This is a genomic window from Chromobacterium sp. Panama (assembly GCF_003052555.1).
In the GTDB taxonomy this organism is placed as follows: domain Bacteria; phylum Pseudomonadota; class Gammaproteobacteria; order Burkholderiales; family Chromobacteriaceae; genus Chromobacterium.
In genome coordinates this window covers 1,170,309-1,188,819 of sequence record NZ_QARX01000001.1, presented here as the reverse complement: position 1 = coordinate 1,188,819, position 18,511 = coordinate 1,170,309, and the positions used below count along the sequence as shown (strand labels likewise).

Here is an 18,511-nt window from a genome sequence, read left to right as displayed (position 1 = left end):
TGAAGCAAGAATATCGGTTAAAATACGAACACTTGCTCACACCGATTGCCAGACAATGGCCCCATCTTGCGCACGGCGGATAACCGTTGCAAGCTGCGGCCAACTACTGGCAAAAGTAGAAAAAACTACAATGGTTCCGGCTTGGGCGAGACACCGTGAGCAGCCTCGTTCCAAGCGCCGGGTTTACAAGCTTGGGTTTGCGTTCGTCGCAACGACGCGAACACCCGATAGAGAAGTAGAAATCCACGCCATGAAAAAAGTCCTGATCGCCTCCGCAGCGGCAGCTCTGCTGTCCGGTTTTTCCGTCCAAGCAGAGACTCTGCGTTTTGGGGTTGACCTCAATTACCCGCCGTTCTCCAAACAAGGCGCCGATGGCAAGCCGCAAGGCTTCGACATCGACATGGCCAATGCCCTTTGCGCCGCCATGAAAGTCAGCTGTCAAATCGTTCCGCAAGACTGGGACGGCCTGATTCCCGCCCTCAACGCCAACAAGTTCGACGCCATCCTGTCCTCGATGCAAATCACCGAGGAGCGCAAGAAAGCCGTCGACTTCAGCCGCAAGTACTACAACATCGCCAGCCGCATCGTCGCCAAATCCGGCACCGCCGTTGACCAGAACAGCTTCAAGGGCAAGAAGATCGGCGTGCTGCGCGCCTCCACTCAGGAAAAGTTCGCCAAGGACTACTGGGGCAAATCCGGCGCCACCATCGTGCCGTACGCCAAGTCGCCCGAGTCCTTCCTGGACCTGAAGTCCGGCCGTGTTGACGCCGTCTTCGTCGATGGCGCAGTCGGCGATCAAGAGTTCCTGAAAACCGCCAACGGCAAGGGCTACGCCTTTGTCGGCCCGAACTACGCCGACGTCAAATACTTCGGCCTGGGCGCGGGCATCGCCGTCAAGAAAGGCAATAAGGCGCTGGCCGAACGCCTGAACAAGGCGATTGATCAGGTGCGCAAGGACGGCAGCTACAAGAAAGTCCAAGACAAGTACTTCAGCTTCGACGTCTACGGCGGCTAAACCCCTCGTAACCGCATCCGTCCCGGCCAAGCGCCCCAGGCGCTGGGCGGCTTGCTGCCGCCCGCACCGCGCGCCTCGCCGGGACTTTTTTGTTCGGCCGTTCCCCCAGCGGCCGAGCAAGGACCGGCCTTGCGCGCAAGGCTGATGAATGAGGCAGTAACACCATGTTTTTGCAAGGTTACCTTCCCAGCATATTGCAAGGAGCAGTGCTCACATTGCAGCTGGCCGGCTCAGCACTGCTCGTGTCCATCGTGCTGGGCCTGATTGGCGCGCTATTCAAATCCGCTCACTCCAAACCGCTGGTCTGGCTGGCGGAACTCTATTCCACCGTGGTCCGGGGCGTGCCCGATTTGGTCTGGATGTTTCTGCTGTTCTTCGGCGTCCAGATGATGATCAACGACCTCTGCGGCCGCATGGGCTGGGAAAGTCCCAATATCGATCCCTTCGTCGCCGGCGTGCTGACCCTGGGCTTCATCTTCGGCGCTTATATGACGGAAACCTTCCGCGGCGCGATGATGGCGGTGCCCAAAGGACAGATGGAGGCCGGCATGGCCTACGGCATGACGCCGCTGCGCGTGTTCTTCCGCATCACCGTTCCGCAGATGATTCGCTTCGCCCTGCCCAGTTTCTCCAATAACTGGCTGGTGCTGGTCAAATCCACCGCCCTGGTTTCGGTCATCGGCCTGAACGACGTGATGTATCGCGCCGACGCGGCCAAATCCACCACCCAGGAACCCTTCACCGTCTATCTGATCGTGGGCCTGCTGTTCCTGGCGATCACCGGGGTGTCCAATCTGCTGTTGGGCAAACTGGAAAAACGCTATTCGCTGGGCGTCAAGGAGAGCGGACTGTGATCGACTTCCAACTGATTCTGGACAAACTGCCCGCCTTCTTCGGCGGCGGAGACGGCAACGCCGTCATGAGCAGCCGCGACGGCTTGGTGATGACGCTGGAACTGCTGTTCATCTCCCTTATTCTGGGCATGGCGATGGCCGTCCCGATGGCGCTGATGCAAGTCTCCAAAAACCGGCTGGCCTCCGGCGCGGTCCGCGTTTACGGCTATGTCTTCCGCGGCACGCCGCTCTTGGTCCAGCTGTTCATCATTTATTACGGTCTGGCCCAGTTTGGCTGGATCCGCGACAGCTGGGCCTGGCACTACCTGCAGGAAGCCTATTTCTGCGCCATCCTCGCCTTCACCCTGAACACGGCGGCCTACACCACCGAAATCATCGCCGGCCAGATCCGCAACACCCACTGGGGCGAGATCGAAGCCGCCCAGGCCATGGGCATGAGCAAATGGCTGATGATGCGCCGCATTGTGCTGCCCTCGGCGCTGCGCCGCGCTTTGCCCGCCTACAGCAATGAAGTCATCATGATGCTGCAAAGCACCGCCATCGCCGGCCTGGTCACTCTGGCGGACATTACCGGCGTGGCTCGCCGCATCTACGCGGACAGTTACATGGCTTTCGAGCCCTTCCTCACCGCAGGCGCCATTTACCTTGCGCTCACCTTCCTTCTGGTCTGGTTGATGAAGCAGGCGGAAAAACGCTGGCTGGCCTATTTGGCGCCACGCAAGCACTAATGCGGATAGCGATACAGGAACACCATCATGCACACCCCCACCGATAAGAATCTGAAGCTGCAAGTCAGCGATCTGCATAAGAGCTACGGCTCGCACGAAGTGCTGAAGGGCGTGTCGCTGACCGCTCACGCCGGCGACGTCATCAGCATTATCGGCTCCTCCGGCTCAGGCAAAAGCACCTTTCTGCGCTGCATCAACATGCTGGAGCAGCCCAATAGCGGCCGCATTCTCGCCGCCGGCGAAGAACTCAAGCTGGTATCCGATCGCAAGACCGGCGCGCTCAAGGCCGCCGACGCCAATCAGCTGGCGCGCATCCGAACCAAGCTGGCCATGGTGTTCCAGCACTTCAATCTATGGGCGCACATGACGGTGCTGGAAAACATCGTCGAAGCGCCCATTCACGTGCTGGGGCTCAGCCGGGACGAAGCCTGCGCCCGCGCCCGCAAATACCTGGACAAGGTCGGCCTGCGCGGCGTCGAAGACAAGTATCCGGCCCATATGTCCGGCGGCCAGCAGCAGCGGGTCGCCATCGCCCGCGCGCTGGCGATGGAACCGGAAGTGATGCTGTTCGACGAGCCCACCTCGGCGCTGGACCCGGAACTGGTCGGCGAAGTGCTGCGCGTGATGAAAGACTTGGCCGGCGAAGGCCGCACCATGGTGGTGGTCACTCATGAAATGGGCTTCGCCCGCGAAGTGTCCAATCACGTCATCTTCCTGCACCAGGGCCGGATAGAGGAGCAAGGTCACCCCAAGGAAGTGCTGATCCGCCCGCAAAGCGAGCGATTGGTACAATTCCTCTCCGGCAGCCTGAAATAAATCGTACAATAGGAAAATGTCGCACACCATGCCAGCCTCATGCCCGGCATGGTGTGTTTTTGTAATCTCCACCCTTCGCCGCGAAAACCAATGGGTCAGCATCCGTCCCACCCCGCCAAGCCTCTGCGCTACGGCTTCCTGCTCTTGCCCCATGCCTCGATGGCGGATTACGCCATCGCCTCCGAGGTTCTGCTGCACGCCAATTGGCTGGCGGAGAAAAAACTCTACGAAACCCTGCTGCTTTCCCTGGACGGACAAGCGGTGCCGCTTTCCAACGGCACGCGGCTGGCGGTGGATCTGCCGCTGGACGGCGCCCCCAAGCTGGATTGCCTGCTGATCCTGGCCGACGACATCAATCCCGACTTCAGCCTGGACGTCCTGAGCAAGGGGCTCACCGCCTGCGGCCCGGATAAAATCCAACTGGGCGGCATCGGCTGCGGCAGCTATTGGCTGGCCCGCACCGGACACTTCAACGGCCTGCGCGCAACGATACACTGGCGCGAGATCAGCCGTTTCACCGAAGAGTTTCCGGACATCATCACCTCGTCCAATCTATTTGAAATCGACGGCAAACGCCTCAGCTGCGCAGGCGGAGCGGCCACTTTCGATTTCATGCTGACCCAGGTTGGCAATCAGCACGGCCACGAATTTGTCGCTCAGCTGTCGGAACTGTTCAGCATGGAACGCATCCGTCCCGGCAATGAACGCCAACGCATCCCCCTGGCCACCCGCATCGGCGGCAGCCAGCCCAAGTTGACGGAAGCGGTCAGCCTGATGGAGGCCAATATCGAAGAGCCGCTGAGCACCGACGACATCGCCTACTATGTCGGCGTCTCCCGACGCCAGCTGGAACGGCTGTTCAAGCAATACCTGAGCACGGTGCCGTCCAAATACTATCTGGAGTTGCGCCTGAGCCGAGCGCGCCAGCTATTGCAGCAAACCAGCAAATCCATCGTCCAGATCGGCCTGGCCTGCGGCTTCTCCAGCGGCCCCCATTTCTCCAGCACCTACCGCAACCATTTCGGCATCACCCCGCGCGAAGAACGCTCGCATCGCACGCAAACCGCGTCGCCGGCTCCGGCCCCCAAGAGCTAGCACCGTCAAACACCGGCGCCGCAACCGTCAGGCGAAGGCACCGGAGCACGCTCCGGCTCGCCTTGGCGCGACAAAGGCAACTCGATCCGGAAGCAAGCCCCGCTGGCCGGGATGTTTTCCGCCGAGATCAGGCCACCGTACTGCTCCACAATCGTCTGGCAGATGGACAAGCCCAGCCCCATTCCGTTTGGCTTGGTTGAAAAGAATGGATGGAACAGCACCTCCAATGAACTCGGCGTAATGCCGCGACCGGTGTCTCGCACCTCCAGAATCGCTTTCTTGCCTTCTCGCCGGGTATGCACGATCACATGGCGCTTCATCATCGGCTCGTCGCGCAAAGCGTCCATCGCGTTTGACAGCAGATTCAGCACCACCTGCTCCAGCTGAATGCTGTCGGCCAACACCGCCACCGGGTAACCCGACAACAGCTGAACCACCTCGATGCCGCGCTCCTTCAGATCGTACTCGGCCAGGAACATGCAATTGCCCACCACCTGGTTCAAATCGATCAGCCGCGTCTCGATCGCGCGCTTGCTGACCAAGGCGCGCAAGCGCTTGATGATCTCCCCCGCCCGCTCAGCCTGCGCCACCGCCAAACGCAGCGCCGCGTTCACCTGGGCCGGTGCCTCCTCAACCCCCTCCAGCAACTGAATGCTGGCCTGGCAATAATTAGCGATCGCCGTCAGAGGCTGATTCAGCTCATGCGCGATGCCGGACGCCATTTCGCCCATCGTATGCAACCGGGCCACATGGGACAATTTCTCCAAATGCTCTTTGACTTTGCTCTCGCTGGCCTCCAACGCCGCCACCGTGCGTTGCCGCAAAGGCCCCAGGTCGCGCAAGGCGCACACCACGCCGATCAGCCCCCCTTCCCGCGAGAACAACGGCGATACCCCACCCTCCACCGAACGAATCTGACCTCGCGCCGACGTCAGCTGCATCCTCTCCGCCAATACCACCGGTTGCGCGGTCCGGAAACACTCTCGGATCGGATCCTCCGCCAGCTCCGCGGCCAACTCGGCCTGCAAGTGGAACACCTCGTGGCAGACGCGGCCAACCACCTCCTCCGCCGCCATGCCCATCAACTCCAAGGCCATCGGGTTTGCCAGCTCGATCGCATGGTCCTGGCGCAGAATGATCACCCCGTCATGAATCGCGCTCAGCGTGACGGATGCCCGTTCGCTCTGCAGAAAGATCGCCTCGTCCGATTGCTGACGTTCATGCCGCAAAGCCATTCTTTGCAAGTGAACCAGGCCGGCGAACACGAAGAAAGCGAGCAACAAAGACTGCTGCCACAGCCAAGGCAACAACGCCAAGTCCGTCACTCTGACATCCCGAGCCACGCCCAGCACGAAAGGCTGGGCCACGCTGGACAGCGGAAGCCGAGCCTCCAGCCTACGCAACACCGGCCACCAATCACGCTCGGACGAAGTATGCAGGCGCTGAAACAAGGGCGCGCCCGGCGCAAGGACGCCGTCCTGGTACAGGGTCAAGTCCAATCCAGGCAACAAGCGCTCCAGAGCCGGCGCCTGCAATAGGCGATCGCAAAACACCACCAGGCCCACCACGCCGACCAATTTGCCCGGTGCCTTCTCCCTATCTTCGAACAAGGGCTGGAACAAGAAATAAGCGCGTCCACCGCCCTCGTGCAACTCGAACGCGCCGCTGGCCACTCGCTGCCCAGTCTCCAAGGCCCTGCTCAAGGCCGGCCGGAAATAAGCATCGCCCAAAATATCGTAGCCAAACATCGGACCGGCTTCCGGCCGATCCGGCTCCAGCATGGAAATCACCAATGACTGCGGACGCACGGCGGCCGGCCGCCATGCCCGATTGCCCGCCACGTCGAAATCGCGAATGTAAAAGGTCGCGCCAAACTTGCCGCTCATCTGGCGCAAGAAGAGAGGCCTCTCCTCCAAGGGCACGCTTTGAAAAAAGATAAAGGAATGAAGCTGCGGATAATGGGGCAATAGCTCGCGCGCAAAGGTGGACAGCTCAGATGCCTCAAATGGCCGGCTTGCCGCCATCAGCGCATCCACGGAAGACAGCACCGACTCATTTTGGTCCAGCTTGCGCGCCACCATTGCATGCGCCCGCTGCGCCACTGATTCGAACTCGTCCCTCAGACGCTGCAGTTCCCCCATCCCCCACAGCACCGTCACCAACAAGGCGCAGAGAGCCCAGGCCAATACAAATAAATGCACACCATCCCGCCTGAAGTTTCTCAAAATTCCCGCCTCGATTCCCGATCTTGATGCTGGAATTCTATTCATAACCAATAGGTTCTGCTGAGTAATTAGCCGAAATTTCAGTAAAAATAAGTGAAAATATAGCCACAAAAAGAACAATGGCTTAATAATCAAGGAGAAAGCTAAAGAATGGGGAAAGACAGGGAGGAGAGTTCGACCGCGCCGTCTGGCGAGCAGCACAATGCATAAAGCCCAGCTCGAACCGTGTTTCAAAGCACAGACAAAAGATCGTGAATAGGTTCTCAGTGGCGGATCTGGGTGCTGCCGGCCTCGGCCAGCGCCTCCAGCAATAGGGCGGTGCTGGCGCCGGGCAGGCTGAACGGGTCCAGGCGCGCCTGGGCGGAATAGCGCAGCAGCAGCGAGGCGTTGAGTTTTTCCATCATCACCTCCGCCATGCTCCAGTTGGCGAAGCGGCGTTGCTCCATTTCCTGGTAGTCCAGCAGCGTCAGGCATTGATGGCGCGGATCATGGGCCAGTTTCTGGTACAGCAGATTGACCTCGGCGCGGCCGCCTTCCAGCGATTGCACGAATACGTCCTTGCTGTAGCACAGCACCCCGGTGATGCCCTGGGCCGGATTGTATTTGCGCGCGGCGATCATGATGTCGTCCACCAGATCGCTGTCTATGGATTTGTGCGCGCGGCTGCAGTAGGTCAGGCGTACCAGCATGATGTGCCCCTTGGATGCGAAGAAGCCGCGCCAGACCGGCGCGGCCTCGTTTCATCTTAGTCGCTGCGCGCCGTCTTGCCGCTGACCTTAAAACCTGTTCAAGACCTTGTCCCGAGCTTGCCCGAGAGACGGCGAACGGGCTCTTTATTTATGCATCAGGGACAGGAATTCGCGGCGCAGATTGGCGTCGCTGAGGAAGGAGCCGCGCATCACGCTATTGGTCATCTTGCTATTGCTGTCCTTGACCCCGCGCCAGTGCATGCAGAAGTGGTCGGCCTCCATCACGATGGCCAGGCCGTCCGGCTGCAGCTTCTTCATCAGCAGGTCCGCGATCTGGGACACCGCCTCTTCCTGGATTTGCGGGCGGGTCATCACCCAGTCTATCAGCCGCGCGTACTTGGACAGGCCGATCAGATTGGAATGTTCGTTGGGCATCACCCCCACCCAGACGCGGCCGATGATGGGGCACAGATGGTGGGAGCAGGCGCTGCGCACCGTGATCGGACCCACGATCATCAACTCGTTGAGCTTCTCCACATTGGGGAACTCGGTGCTGGCCGGCATCTGCACATAGCGGCCGCGGAAGACTTCCTTGATGAACATCTTGGCCACGCGCTTGGCGGTGTCCTGGGTGTTGTGGTCGTGCTCGGTGTCGATGACCAGGCTTTCCAGCACGGCTTTCAGTTTCTCCTGAACCTCGGATTGCAGCAGGTCCAATTCGCCGTCTTCGATGTAGGCGGCGATATTGTCGTTGGCGTGGAAACGGACGCCGGCTTGCTGCAGGCGGCTGCGGATGCGTTGTGAGACCGGCAGATGGTCAACGGTATTGGTCTTGTTCATTGTGTTGGCAGTCTCGGATGCTTATTTATCATTTTGGCGCCGCCATGGCCGGCGGCTCTATCCATTGCGCATGACTTGGGGCAGGGCAGGCGGTGGGCGCCTCCCTGAAAGGCGGCGTGCTTGGAGCCTGGCCGATGCGACAGGAACGCTCCATGTTAGCACAAGCAAACGAAGCGCATCCGCAGCCGATGCGCCTAGTAGAAACCCTTAGCCCGTCAGGGCTTGACGCGGGAAGCCCTTAATTTGGCGGGCATGCAAAGTCAATGCCGGCGGCTGGCCATACAGGTTGTTGCTGTCCTTTTGGACGGGGTTGGGCGCGTGGCGGCGCATCTCGCCGCGCCGGCGCAAGCCTTGTTGGCCGGAAGCGGGCGCGCGGCGCGGCGCAGCGTCCGTCCGCATTGGCGTTTTCGACACAGAAATTATCCGGATTGAATTTTCCTCCGCCTGGATTACCACTCACATAAGAACGAAAACTTATGGAGAGAGGCGGGACGGAATGAATAGCCAACAGCAAAACAGCCGGCAGCGCTGGGCCCGGGACTATGTGTTCGACGCATTGAGCCAATTGGGCATCCATCGCATTTTCGGCGTGCCCGGCACCAATGAGATTCCCATCATCGACGGCACGTCCTACCCGGAAAACCAGGTGGAGTACATCGAGTGCCTGCACGAGAACATCGCCATGGGCGCGGCCATGGGCTCGGCGCGGATGACGGGCAAGCCCGGCGTGGTGGTGGTGCACGTCACCCCGGGCATCGCCCACGGCATCGGCAATCTGTTCAACGCCTGGCGCTCGCAGGCGCCGCTGGTGATTCTGTGTTGCCAGCAGCAGAACGAGCTGGTCACGCAGGAGCCGCTGCTGGCCTCCAATCTGGTGGACCTGGCGCGGCAATACACCAAGTGGGCGCATGAGGTGCGCACCGAGCAAGAATTGCCGATGGTGTTGCAGCGCGCCTTCAAGGAGGCGATGGCGCCGCCCAACGGGCCGGTGTTCGTCGCCATTCCCTGGGAGTTCACCATGCGGCGCATCGGCGACGGCGACCGCCTGCCGGGTATTACCCGGATCTCCCCGCATTTCATCGCCGACGCCGACGCCATCCGTCAGGCGGCCGCCATGCTGCGCGAGGCGGTCAACCCGCTGATTGTGGTGGGTGATGCCGCCGGCTACGCCGAGGCCTGGCCGGAATTGCAGGCGCTGGCGGAGTTGATCGGCGCGCCGGTGTCGCTGCAAACCTTCAGCAGCCTGGCCAACTTCCCCAATGGCGATTACCACTGGCAGGGCGAACTGCCCGGCGGGCAAAAAGATCTGCAGCAAGTGTTCGCCGGCCACGACGTCGCCTTTTTATGCGGCTTCAGCAACCAGGCTCAGGTCACGGTGTTCAAGTACAGCGACGGGCCCTTGATCCCGCCCTCGGTGCGCCAGGTGTATCTGAGCAACAACAGCTGGGACATCGGCAAGAACTACTACGGCGAATGCGCGCTGTTCGGCGACATCAAGGCCACCTTGCCGCTGCTGAACCGGGAGATCGGCGAGCAGCCGTCGGCGGCCGCGCGGCAGCGCAATGAGCTGTTGCGGCAAAAAGCCGAAGCGCGGCGCTTGCAATGGGACGTCTATCTGCGCGAGGCGATGCAACAGCAAGAAATCTGGGCGGTGGTGATCGCCGACGCGCTGCGTCTGGAAATCAGCGAACGCCGGTTGGAAAAGCAGTTCGTCTACGTGCACGAAGCGGTGTCGGACCCGGCGCCGTTCCAGTACCTGCTGCCCTTCACCGAAGAGGCCGCGGCGCCCATCAGCTACTACTGCGTCGGCGGCGGCTCCTTGGGCTGGTCCATGCCCGCCACCCTGGGCATCAAGCTGGAAGCGCAAGGCTGCCAGGGCATAGACACCCGTTTCGTGGTGGCGGCCACCGGCGACGGCTCCTCCTTGTTCTATCCGCAAACCTGGTGGACCGCTCAGCATCGCCAGCTGGGGGTGCTCTACATCATCACCAACAACCACGAATACCACACCCTGCAAATGGGGCTGCAACAAGTGGAGGCGATGTACGGCGACGCGCCGGGCTACGGCTGGCAGGCGCGCACCCAGGACCCGGAATACCTGCGCATCCACCGGCCCAAGCCGGATTTCGTCGCCTTGGCCCAGGCTTTCGGCGGCATGGAGGGCGAGGTGGTGGTCCATCCCGAGGCGGTGCGCGCCGCGGTGCGGCGCGGGCTGGACCACGCGCTGGCCGGCCGCGCCTATGTGCTGGACATGCAGACCGTGGGCCTGGATCAGCCGCCGCCCACGCCGCAGCAGGCCAACGCCCGCTACCGCCATCAGCCGAGGCTGGATTGCTTCCACGTCCCGGACGGGGACGGCCAGCGCAATACGGACAACGGCCAGCCGGCCAATGTGCCGGTGATTTTCTGATCCCGGCTCCACATAGCGAGGACGAGCAAACATGGCTAGCGAAAACATAGACATCGCCATTGTCGGCGGCGGCGTGTCCGGCGTGTACAGCGCCTGGCGGCTGCAACAACACTATCCCCAGAGCAAGATCGCGGTGTTCGAGGCCAGCGATCACATCGGCGGACGTCTGCTGTCGGTGCGGCCGCCGGACATTCCGGACATGGTGGCGGAACTGGGCGGCATGCGCATCCTGCCGGAGGTGCAGCCGCTGATCTACGACCTGATTCAGGAGTTGAATACGCTGTTGCCGGCGCCGGAACAGATCGAACTTTACCGCTTTCCGGTGGACGAGCCGCAAAACATCGCCTATCTGCGCGGCGTCTATCTGCGGCTGCAAGACTTCACCACCCAGCCGGACAAAGTGCCGTACCGGCTCAACTTCCTGGACCGCGGCCAGACCGGCGGCGCCGTCATCATCGACGCCATCGAGCAAATCGTGCCCGGCATCACCAATAAATCGCTGACCGAGGAAGAACGCCGGCAGATGGCGCAGAGCGCCAGCTTCGGCGGCGTGCCGCTATACCAGCAAGGCTTCTGGAACGTGCTGTTCCGCGTGATCACCGGCGAAGCCTATCAATACGCCGAAGACACCGGCGGCTACGACACCACCTTGTGCAACTGGAACGCCGCCGACGCCATTCCCTGGTTTCTGTCGGACTTCGGCGTATCGGCCCAGTACATGGGCTTTTGCAACGGCTTTCAGCAAGTGCCGCTGGTGCTGGCGCAATTGTTCGAACAGGCCGGCGGCGAGGTGCGGCTGGAGGCCCCGGTCAGCGGCGTGACGCGCAGCGAGTCGGGCTTCCAGTTCCAGGCCCAGGGCCGGACGATATCCGCCAAAACGCTGATTCTGGCGATGCCGCGCCGCGCGCTGGAGCTCTTGTCCGCCACCAGCCCCTGGCTGCAGGAGGCCGCGCGCTTCCAGCAACTGGCCGCCAGCGTCACGCCGCGGCCGCTGTTCAAACTGTTCACCACCTACAACAGCCCCTGGTGGCTGAATACGGGTTACAGCACGGCCGACGGCGACTACGTGCCGGTCAAATCCGGCCGTTCCGTCACCGATTTGCCGGTGCGCCAGACCTATTACTGGCCGCGCAGCAACGGCCTGCCCGCCTTGCACGGCCACGCCATGTTGCTGGCCAGCTACGACGACGGCGACAACACCGGCTTTTGGGACGGCCTGCGCGGCCGCCGTCACAGCGCCTGGAAGAAGGGGCTGGAGGTGGCCGAGCTGGCGGACCCCTTCATCGGCGCGGACGACCAGGTGCGCGCCAAGGAACTGAGCTGGCACCGCTACAAGGCTCCGCGGATGATGACCGAGGAAGTCACCCGCCAACTGACGGTGATGCACAGCCTGTCCTACACGCCCAAAGTGCGCAACGCCGCCTTCCGCGACTGGGGCGACGACCCGTACGGCGGCGGCTGGAACAGCTGGAACATCGGGGTGAAAAGCTGGGAAGTGAAACGGCAGATCATCCAGCCGCTGGACGGCCAGCCGCTATACGTGTGCGGCGAAGCCTATTCCGACGCCCAGGGCTGGGTGGAGGGGGCTTTGCAGACCGCGGACATGATGTTGGCCAAGTTGGTCTGAGAACCTGTTTTTGGCCTGCCGCGCGCCGGCGGGACCATCAGACGGGAGGAGGAAGCGTTTCCGGGAGCGGGACAGGCAGGCCTGTCCCGCTTGGCGCGCGGCCCGGCGCGCGCTACCATGACGGTTTGCCGCCGCGCCAGCCCCTTGCGCGGCCCCATTCTTTCCCGAGGTCTTCGTCCGATGCGCCATTGATGCCGCCGTCCTCTTGGACGGCCACGTTCTCCGCCCCCTGCGCGCAGGGGAATGTTCGGCATCCTTTGGAAAGCTTCATGACGCCTATCCATCTCACTTTGGACGACGTGTCCTATCAACTGCCCGACGGCAGGATTCTGTTCAGTCATCTCAATATGGCGTTTCACGCCCAGCGCATCGGCCTGGTGGGCCGCAACGGCGTGGGCAAGACCGTGCTGGCGCGTTTGTTGGCCGGAGAACTGCGGCCCAGCGCCGGCCGCTGTCTGCGCGGCGGCACGACGCATTATCTGGCGCAGCGGGCCGGTGCGCCCCGGGGCGACACCGCCGCCGGCCTTGCCGGCTTGCAAGGCGCGCTGGACGCGCTGGCGCGCATCGAGGCCGGCAGCGTCGACGCGCGGGATTTCGAACGGCTGGCCGAGCGCTGGGATCTGCGCCAACGCTTGGAGCGGGAATGGCGGCGTTTCGGCCTGGGTCATCTGCGCCCGGAAACGCCGGCCGACGCGCTCAGCGGCGGCGAAGCCGCGCGAGCGGCGCTGTGCGGGGCCATGCTGTCCGACGCCGACTTCCTGATCCTGGACGAACCCAGCAATCATCTGGACCGGAGTCAGCGGCAAGCGCTGATCGAACAACTGTCCCTCTGGCCGCGCGGCCTGCTGGTGATCAGCCACGACCGCCGCTTGCTGGCCGGCATGGAGCGCATCGTTGAACTGTCGCCGCAGGGCCTGGCCGGCTACGGCGGCGCTTACGATTTTTACGCCGAACACAAGGAGCGGGAACAGGCGAGGGCGCTGCAAACGCTGGAGCAGCGCAAACAGGAGCGCTTGCGCGGCCAGCGGGCGCTGCGCGAACAGCAGGAGCGGCAAGAGCGGCGCCAGGCCCGCGGCGAACGGCGCGGCCGCGAGGCCAACCAGGCCCGCATCCTGTTGGACCGACAGCAGCAGCGCAGCGAGGACAGCGCCGGCAAGCTGCGGCGGCAACAGGCCGCGGCGCGGGAAGCGCTGGACCAGGCGGTGCGCGAGGCCGCCCGGCGGGCGGAGGACGACGCGGCGGTCGTCGTGCACGCCTTGCCGCAGGGGCCGGCGCTGCCGCGCGTCGCCGTCGCGCTGGACGAGGTGGCGCTGCCGTTCGCGCCCGAGGCCACGCGCCGGATTCACCTCAGCCTGGGCGGCGGGCGCCGCATCGGCGTCGTCGGCGCCAACGGCTGCGGCAAGTCCACCTTGCTCAAGGTGTTGGCCGGACGATTGCGTCCGCTCGCCGGACAGGCGCGGGCGCCGGCCGCCTGCGCCTATCTGGCTCAGGATCTGGACGGACTGGACCCCGGGCGCGGCGCGATCGAGCAATTGCTGGCGGCCAATCCCGCGGCGGGGGAAAGCCGGCTGCGCATGTTGCTGGCCCAATTGGGCCTGGACGCCGAGCGGGCGACCCGGCCCTGCGGCCGGCTCAGCGGCGGGGAACGGCTGAAGGCGGCGCTGGCCTGCGCGCTCTACGCCGATCCGCCGCCGACGCTGCTGCTGCTGGACGAGCCCAGCAATCATCTGGATCTGCCGTCGCTGCAAGCGTTGGAGGCGATGTTGCGCGCTTACCGCGGCGGTCTGCTGGTGGTGTCGCACGACGACGCTTTTCTGGACGCGCTGGATCTGGACGGCTGGCTGACGGCGGACGAGGACGGCTGGCGGCTGCTGGACGGAAGGGAGCGGCCGGAGCGCGCCATCGATAAAAGTTCGTTTTAGGTAATTTAACGTACAGATATACTAAAAACGCATGAATATAGTTAAAGCGCTGACGAAAACCGTCGGCGCTTTTTCATTCCAGTGACACGCAGGCCGGCTGGATGACGAGGCGGATGGGCGAGGCATTTGGGTGGGTGCGGAGATTCCCCTGGGGCGCGGCGGCCGCTTTGCGGCTCAGCGGCAATAGCCCTTTGCCGGCAAGAAGCCGATTGGGAGCGCGGACCGCATAGTGCCTCCAGTCGCAGCACGCGCCGCCGCTTTCCGCTCCATCCAGACGAGGGCGCCGCCAAGCAGGCCTCGGTCACAGAGCTCAAGCCAGGAGGACACCATGGCCCAACCGGAAGTGAACAAACTGCTGATGCGCGCGGTGAGCGATAACGATTTCCGCGTCAAGTTCTTGTCGGACCCCATCGCCGCGGCGAAGGACGCCGGCGCCAACAGCGCAACGGTCGCCGAATTGAAAAAGATCGACGTCGCGCGCTTGCGCGCCCAGTTCGACCACCTGACCCGGGTGTCCGGCGATTTGCTGGCCGGCTCGGTGGTGGCGGCCGGGCATAGCCGCGACTGGAGCGACCGCAGCAATATCCACGACAACGACGGCCATATCCACGACAAGGCGGCCAGCGTGTTTTCCCCGGGCGATCTGGTCACCAATCCGGCGGTGTCCACTACGCTGAACCCGGCGGCGGTGCGCGACGCGCTCAAGGACCCGCTGGTGCTCAAGGAAATTGAAAACAACCCCCAGATCAAGGCGGCCTTGAAACGCGGCGTCAAATAGCCCGCGCGGCGGAGCGGACCCCGGCGCGGCCAGCCGCGTCGGGACGGATTTCCTGGCGGCCCGCTTGCGGGCCTCTTCGTGGGGCGACGGCGATGATCATCCGGCTGACGGCTTCCTGCAACAATAAGTGCTTCTTCTGCATCGTGGACGACGAGATCGCCCAGCGCGCCTTCCGGCCGCTGGAGGAGATCGTGGCCGAGCTGGACCAGGCGGCGCCGGACGAGGAGGTGGACATCTTCGGCGGCGAGCCCACTATAGACCCGGTGTTCTGGGAGGTGCTGCGCGAGGCCTTGAAAACCGGCCGCCGCGTCAGCCTGGCCTCCAATGTACGGCTGTTCTCCCACCGCCCGTCGGCGGAGCGGCTGGCGGCCATGGCCGACGGCCGGCTGGAGGTGCGCACCAGCCTGATGGGCCACAGCGCGGAATTGCACGACAAGCTCAACGGCGTGCGGGAGGGCGCGTTCCGGCAAACCCTGCAAGGCATCCGCCGCCTCAGCGAACTGGGCTTCGACATCCAGACCAATATCGTGATCCTGGCGGAAAACGTGGAACACCTGCTCGCCACCGGCGTGACCGCGGTGGAGGCCGGCTCGTCGCGCCTCAAGTTCAGCGGCACCGTGCGCACCGGCAAATTCATCGACTCCATCGCCGATCCGGCGCTGGTGCGCGAACGGCTGCGCACCATCGTGCCGCTGTTCCGCGCGCTGGGCGTGCCGGTGACGCTGGAGAAACTGGCGCCCTGTCTGATACCGGATTTCCTCGATCTCTTGATCCGGGATTCCGATCCGGCGGTGGACACCCATCCCTGGTACGAGAAAACCCGCGCCTGCCGCGCCTGCCGGCTGGCCGACGCCTGTCCGGGCGCCGAGCGCGGCGCGCTGATCCGCCACGGCCGGGACTGGGTGCGGCCCCTGGCCGAGATCCCGGCGGAATTGATAGACGAGGTGCGCGTCGCCGCGCTGGAGCGTTATCAGCCGCGGCGCGACAAGCCCTTCTTGCGCGTGCTGTTCGATCACCAGGACCTGTCCTCGCTGGGCGTCATCGCCAGTTTCTCGCGCCAGCATCCGCAACTTTATCTGATCGCCTGAACCCGCCACCCGTTTGCGAGGCCCGCCATGAACCACGTCGTCACCCCGATCCGCCCGATTGAAGCGCGCGCGCCGCGCGCCGCGCCCGCCCAGCCGGACCGGGCCGGCATGGAGGACATCTTCGCCGATTTCCGGCTGCGCGACCGCTGGAAGCCCAATTACCGCGCCCGGGACGTGGGCGACGGCGTCTTCCTGTCCAGCGACCAGGGCAGCTGGGCGCTGTTGAGCCGGGAGGAGTACCGCGCGCTGCGCAGCATCGCCCTGCCCGCGGCGCTGCACGATCTGCTGGAAGAGCGCGGCCTGATCCTCACCGCGCGCAACGCCGGCAGCGTGATGCGGGCCTATGAAGACTGGTCCGCCAATTATTTTCCCGGCACCGCCTTGCACATCATCGGCATGACGCGGCGCTGCAATCTGCGCTGCGCCTACTGTCACGCCGCCGTGGTGCGCGACAGCTCGGACCCGGCCCGCTACGACCTGGACGAAGCCACCGCCCGCGCCATCGTCGACTTCGCCTACCAATCGCCGTCCTCGCGCATCCATTTCGAATTCCAGGGCGGCGAAGCCACGCTCAACTTCGGCGCGGTGCGCTATCTGCACGCCTACGCGATGATCAAGAATCTGGCGCACAAGCGCGCCTTGTCCTTCTCCATCGTCAGCAACGGCGTGGAACTGCCGGACGAGGTGCTGGACTATCTGGCGACCAGCCGCATCAACATCACCACCTCCATCGAGTTCGACGCCGCCGAACACCCGTCGCTGCGCGTGGATTGGGAAGGCCGCGGCCATTGGGACGATATCCGCCGCAACCGCGCCCGCATGCGCGAACGCGGCCTGGACGTGCCCTCGCTGATCGTGGTGGGGCGCAACAATCTGCACAAGCTGCGTGAATACGTCGATTTCGCGGTGGCGGAAGGACAGTCCTCCATCTTTTTCTCCCCAGTGCAGAAAATGGGTTTCGCCAAGGGGAAGTGGGACAGCGTGGGCATGGGGATGGACGAGTTCTTCGACGCCTGGCGCGACGCGCTGGACTACATCTTTTCGCTGTGGGACCAGGGCATCCTGCTGGAAGAACGCTATTTTTCGCTGGCGCTGGAAAAGCTGTTCAACAACCGCGACGTCAAATACGTGGACTTCCGCAACCCCAGCGGCATGGTGCTGGGCAATCTGGCCTACGATCATCTGGGCAATGTCTACGGCTGCGACGAAGGCCGCGGCCACGCCGATTTCCGCATCGGCAATGTGCACACCGACAGCTACGCCGACGCGGTCACCTCCGACAAGGCGCGCCAGCTGGTGTCCTACTCGCTGCGCGAGCACGACGCCTGCCAGGTGTGCGCCTACCGGCCTTATTGCGGCGTGTCCCCCATCGTCAGCAAGGGCGAGACCCACTCGCTGGACCCGCAGCCCTTGACCAGCTCCTGCTGTCAGCGCACCCGGCATCTGTTCGACTTCGTGGTGAAGCTGATGCGCGAACGGCCGCAGCGCATCGACCAGGCGCTGACCATCATCCGGATGAGCACCCAATGAGCGCCCGAGACCGGATCGCCGGCGAACTGCAAGCCGGCGGAGAAGGCGCCCGCATCGCGGTGGAGGCGCTGGCGGTGCTGGCCGGCCTCAAGCCGCTGGCGCGCTTCACCGCCGGCCGCGACAGCGCCGCGCGGCTGTGCGCGCTGCTGGACGCCTGCGGCCTGCGCCACGGCCGATACGTGCCGCCGCCGGACGACTGGGGCTACCGCCACGCCACCGCGGAGGAACGCGCCGCCTTCAGCCGCAACGACGCGCGCGTCTATTACGCGCTGGACGCGGAGGCCCTGGAGCGGGGGCTGGACGCCCAGCGGCGGCAAGACAATGTGGCGCTGGGGCGGGCGCTGGGCTACCCGGCCTGCTGCATCGCCGCCAACGAATACTTCGGCGCCGCGCCGATGACGGATCTGCTGCGGGTGGCGCGCACTCCGGGCGGGCGCGACTGGCGGCTCAATGTCTTCCTGACCGAGATGGAAGTGGGCCGCGGTTCGCCGTACTACCTGATTTCCCACTTTCCCTGCCACTTGGGCTGCCGCGCCAGCGTCGACTACGCCGCGGCGCTGCTGGAGGTCCTGCGCGACGCCGCCCCGGCCTTCGCCGCGCAACTGGAGCGCCTGCTGCCGCTGCCGCTGCTGCTGCGCGACGAGGAAGAGCCGCCGGAGGCGCGGCGTTACGGCAATTTCGGCGCCCAGCTCTACGGCGGCGCCGTGGGCGACGCGGTGTTTTATCAGGGCTGGCGGCCGCTGCGTTCCAGCGACCGTCTGCCGGAGGCCCGGCTGGATCAGGGCGATTGCATTGCATGGCAGGAGGAGGACTTATGCGTGCTCAGCGCGCGGAACGGGCGCGAAGTGGCGAGACTGCCCACGGAACGCTGGCATCTGGTGGCGTTTCAATAAG

15 protein-coding genes are annotated in these 18,511 nt (G+C 63.9%); 12 read left to right on the top strand and 3 right to left on the bottom strand.

The features are described from left to right. Nucleotides 1-250 precede the first annotated feature (250 nt). From DB032_RS05550 to DB032_RS05530, 5 genes are all read left to right on the top strand, one after another. Nucleotides 251-1,015 (top strand): ABC transporter substrate-binding protein, encoded by a 765-nt coding sequence (locus DB032_RS05550; protein ID WP_048407703.1) that lies wholly within the window; start codon nt 251-253, stop codon nt 1,013-1,015. 164 nt (nt 1,016-1,179) lie between these two features. Next, nucleotides 1,180-1,869, top strand: coding sequence for an ABC transporter permease (locus tag DB032_RS05545; RefSeq protein ID WP_107798590.1), 690 nt, complete (start codon nt 1,180-1,182; stop codon nt 1,867-1,869). Next, nucleotides 1,866-2,597: an ABC transporter permease gene (locus DB032_RS05540; protein ID WP_107798589.1), complete on the top strand. Its 732-nt coding sequence runs from the start codon at nt 1,866-1,868 to the stop codon at nt 2,595-2,597. Before DB032_RS05545 ends, DB032_RS05540 begins: the two co-directional genes overlap by 4 nt. 27 nt (nt 2,598-2,624) lie before the next feature. Continuing rightward, nucleotides 2,625-3,413, top strand: coding sequence for an ABC transporter ATP-binding protein (locus tag DB032_RS05535; protein ID WP_107798588.1), 789 nt, complete (start codon nt 2,625-2,627; stop codon nt 3,411-3,413). A gap of 90 nt (nt 3,414-3,503) precedes the next feature. After that, on the top strand, nt 3,504-4,508 hold the full coding sequence (locus DB032_RS05530; RefSeq protein ID WP_107798587.1) for a GlxA family transcriptional regulator: 1,005 nt from the start codon (nt 3,504-3,506) through the stop codon (nt 4,506-4,508). Nucleotides 4,509-4,513: 5 nt separating this feature from the next. On the opposite strand, the gene DB032_RS05525 is transcribed toward DB032_RS05530, so the two are convergent. The 3 genes from DB032_RS05525 to folE form a co-directional block, all read right to left on the bottom strand. Further along, nucleotides 4,514-6,778, bottom strand: a complete 2,265-nt coding sequence (locus DB032_RS05525) for an ATP-binding protein (protein WP_107798586.1) — start codon at nt 6,776-6,778, stop codon at nt 4,514-4,516. A 218-nt stretch (nt 6,779-6,996) separates the two neighbouring features. After that, a complete protein-coding gene (locus DB032_RS05520) occupies nt 6,997-7,422 on the bottom strand; it encodes a BLUF domain-containing protein (protein WP_107798585.1) in 426 nt (141 codons plus the stop codon). A gap of 144 nt (nt 7,423-7,566) precedes the next feature. After that, on the bottom strand, nt 7,567-8,262 hold the full coding sequence (gene folE, locus DB032_RS05515; protein WP_107798584.1) for a GTP cyclohydrolase I: 696 nt from the start codon (nt 8,260-8,262) through the stop codon (nt 7,567-7,569). Nucleotides 8,263-8,758: 496 nt separating this feature from the next. On the opposite strand from folE, the gene DB032_RS05505 reads away from it, so the two are divergent. The 7 genes from DB032_RS05505 (at nt 8,759) to DB032_RS05475 (ending at nt 18,510) form a co-directional block, all read left to right on the top strand. After that, nucleotides 8,759-10,672, top strand: a complete 1,914-nt coding sequence (locus tag DB032_RS05505) for a thiamine pyrophosphate-binding protein (RefSeq protein WP_107798582.1) — start codon at nt 8,759-8,761, stop codon at nt 10,670-10,672. 31 nt (nt 10,673-10,703) lie between these two features. Continuing rightward, nucleotides 10,704-12,299 carry an FAD-dependent oxidoreductase gene (locus DB032_RS05500; RefSeq protein WP_107798581.1) on the top strand — a complete coding sequence of 532 codons (1,596 nt, stop codon included), beginning with the start codon at nt 10,704-10,706 and terminating at the stop codon, nt 12,297-12,299. Between the two features lie 269 nt (nt 12,300-12,568). After that, the gene (locus tag DB032_RS05495) at nt 12,569-14,221 is read left to right on the top strand and encodes an ATP-binding cassette domain-containing protein (protein ID WP_107798580.1); all 1,653 of its coding nucleotides are present in this window, start codon (nt 12,569-12,571) and stop codon (nt 14,219-14,221) included. Between the two features lie 328 nt (nt 14,222-14,549). Then, nucleotides 14,550-14,999 carry a hypothetical protein gene (locus DB032_RS05490; RefSeq protein ID WP_107798579.1) on the top strand — a complete coding sequence of 150 codons (450 nt, stop codon included), beginning with the start codon at nt 14,550-14,552 and terminating at the stop codon, nt 14,997-14,999. 92 nt (nt 15,000-15,091) lie between these two features. Beyond that, nucleotides 15,092-16,087 (top strand): radical SAM protein, encoded by a 996-nt coding sequence (locus DB032_RS05485; RefSeq protein WP_107798578.1) that lies wholly within the window; start codon nt 15,092-15,094, stop codon nt 16,085-16,087. Nucleotides 16,088-16,114: 27 nt separating this feature from the next. Beyond that, nucleotides 16,115-17,617, top strand: a complete 1,503-nt coding sequence (locus DB032_RS05480; RefSeq protein WP_158274246.1) for a radical SAM/SPASM domain-containing protein — start codon at nt 16,115-16,117, stop codon at nt 17,615-17,617. Further along, nucleotides 17,614-18,510, top strand: a complete 897-nt coding sequence (locus DB032_RS05475; RefSeq protein ID WP_107798576.1) for a hypothetical protein — start codon at nt 17,614-17,616, stop codon at nt 18,508-18,510. Before DB032_RS05480 ends, DB032_RS05475 begins: the two co-directional genes overlap by 4 nt. The last annotated feature ends 1 nt before the right edge of the window (nt 18,511 follow it).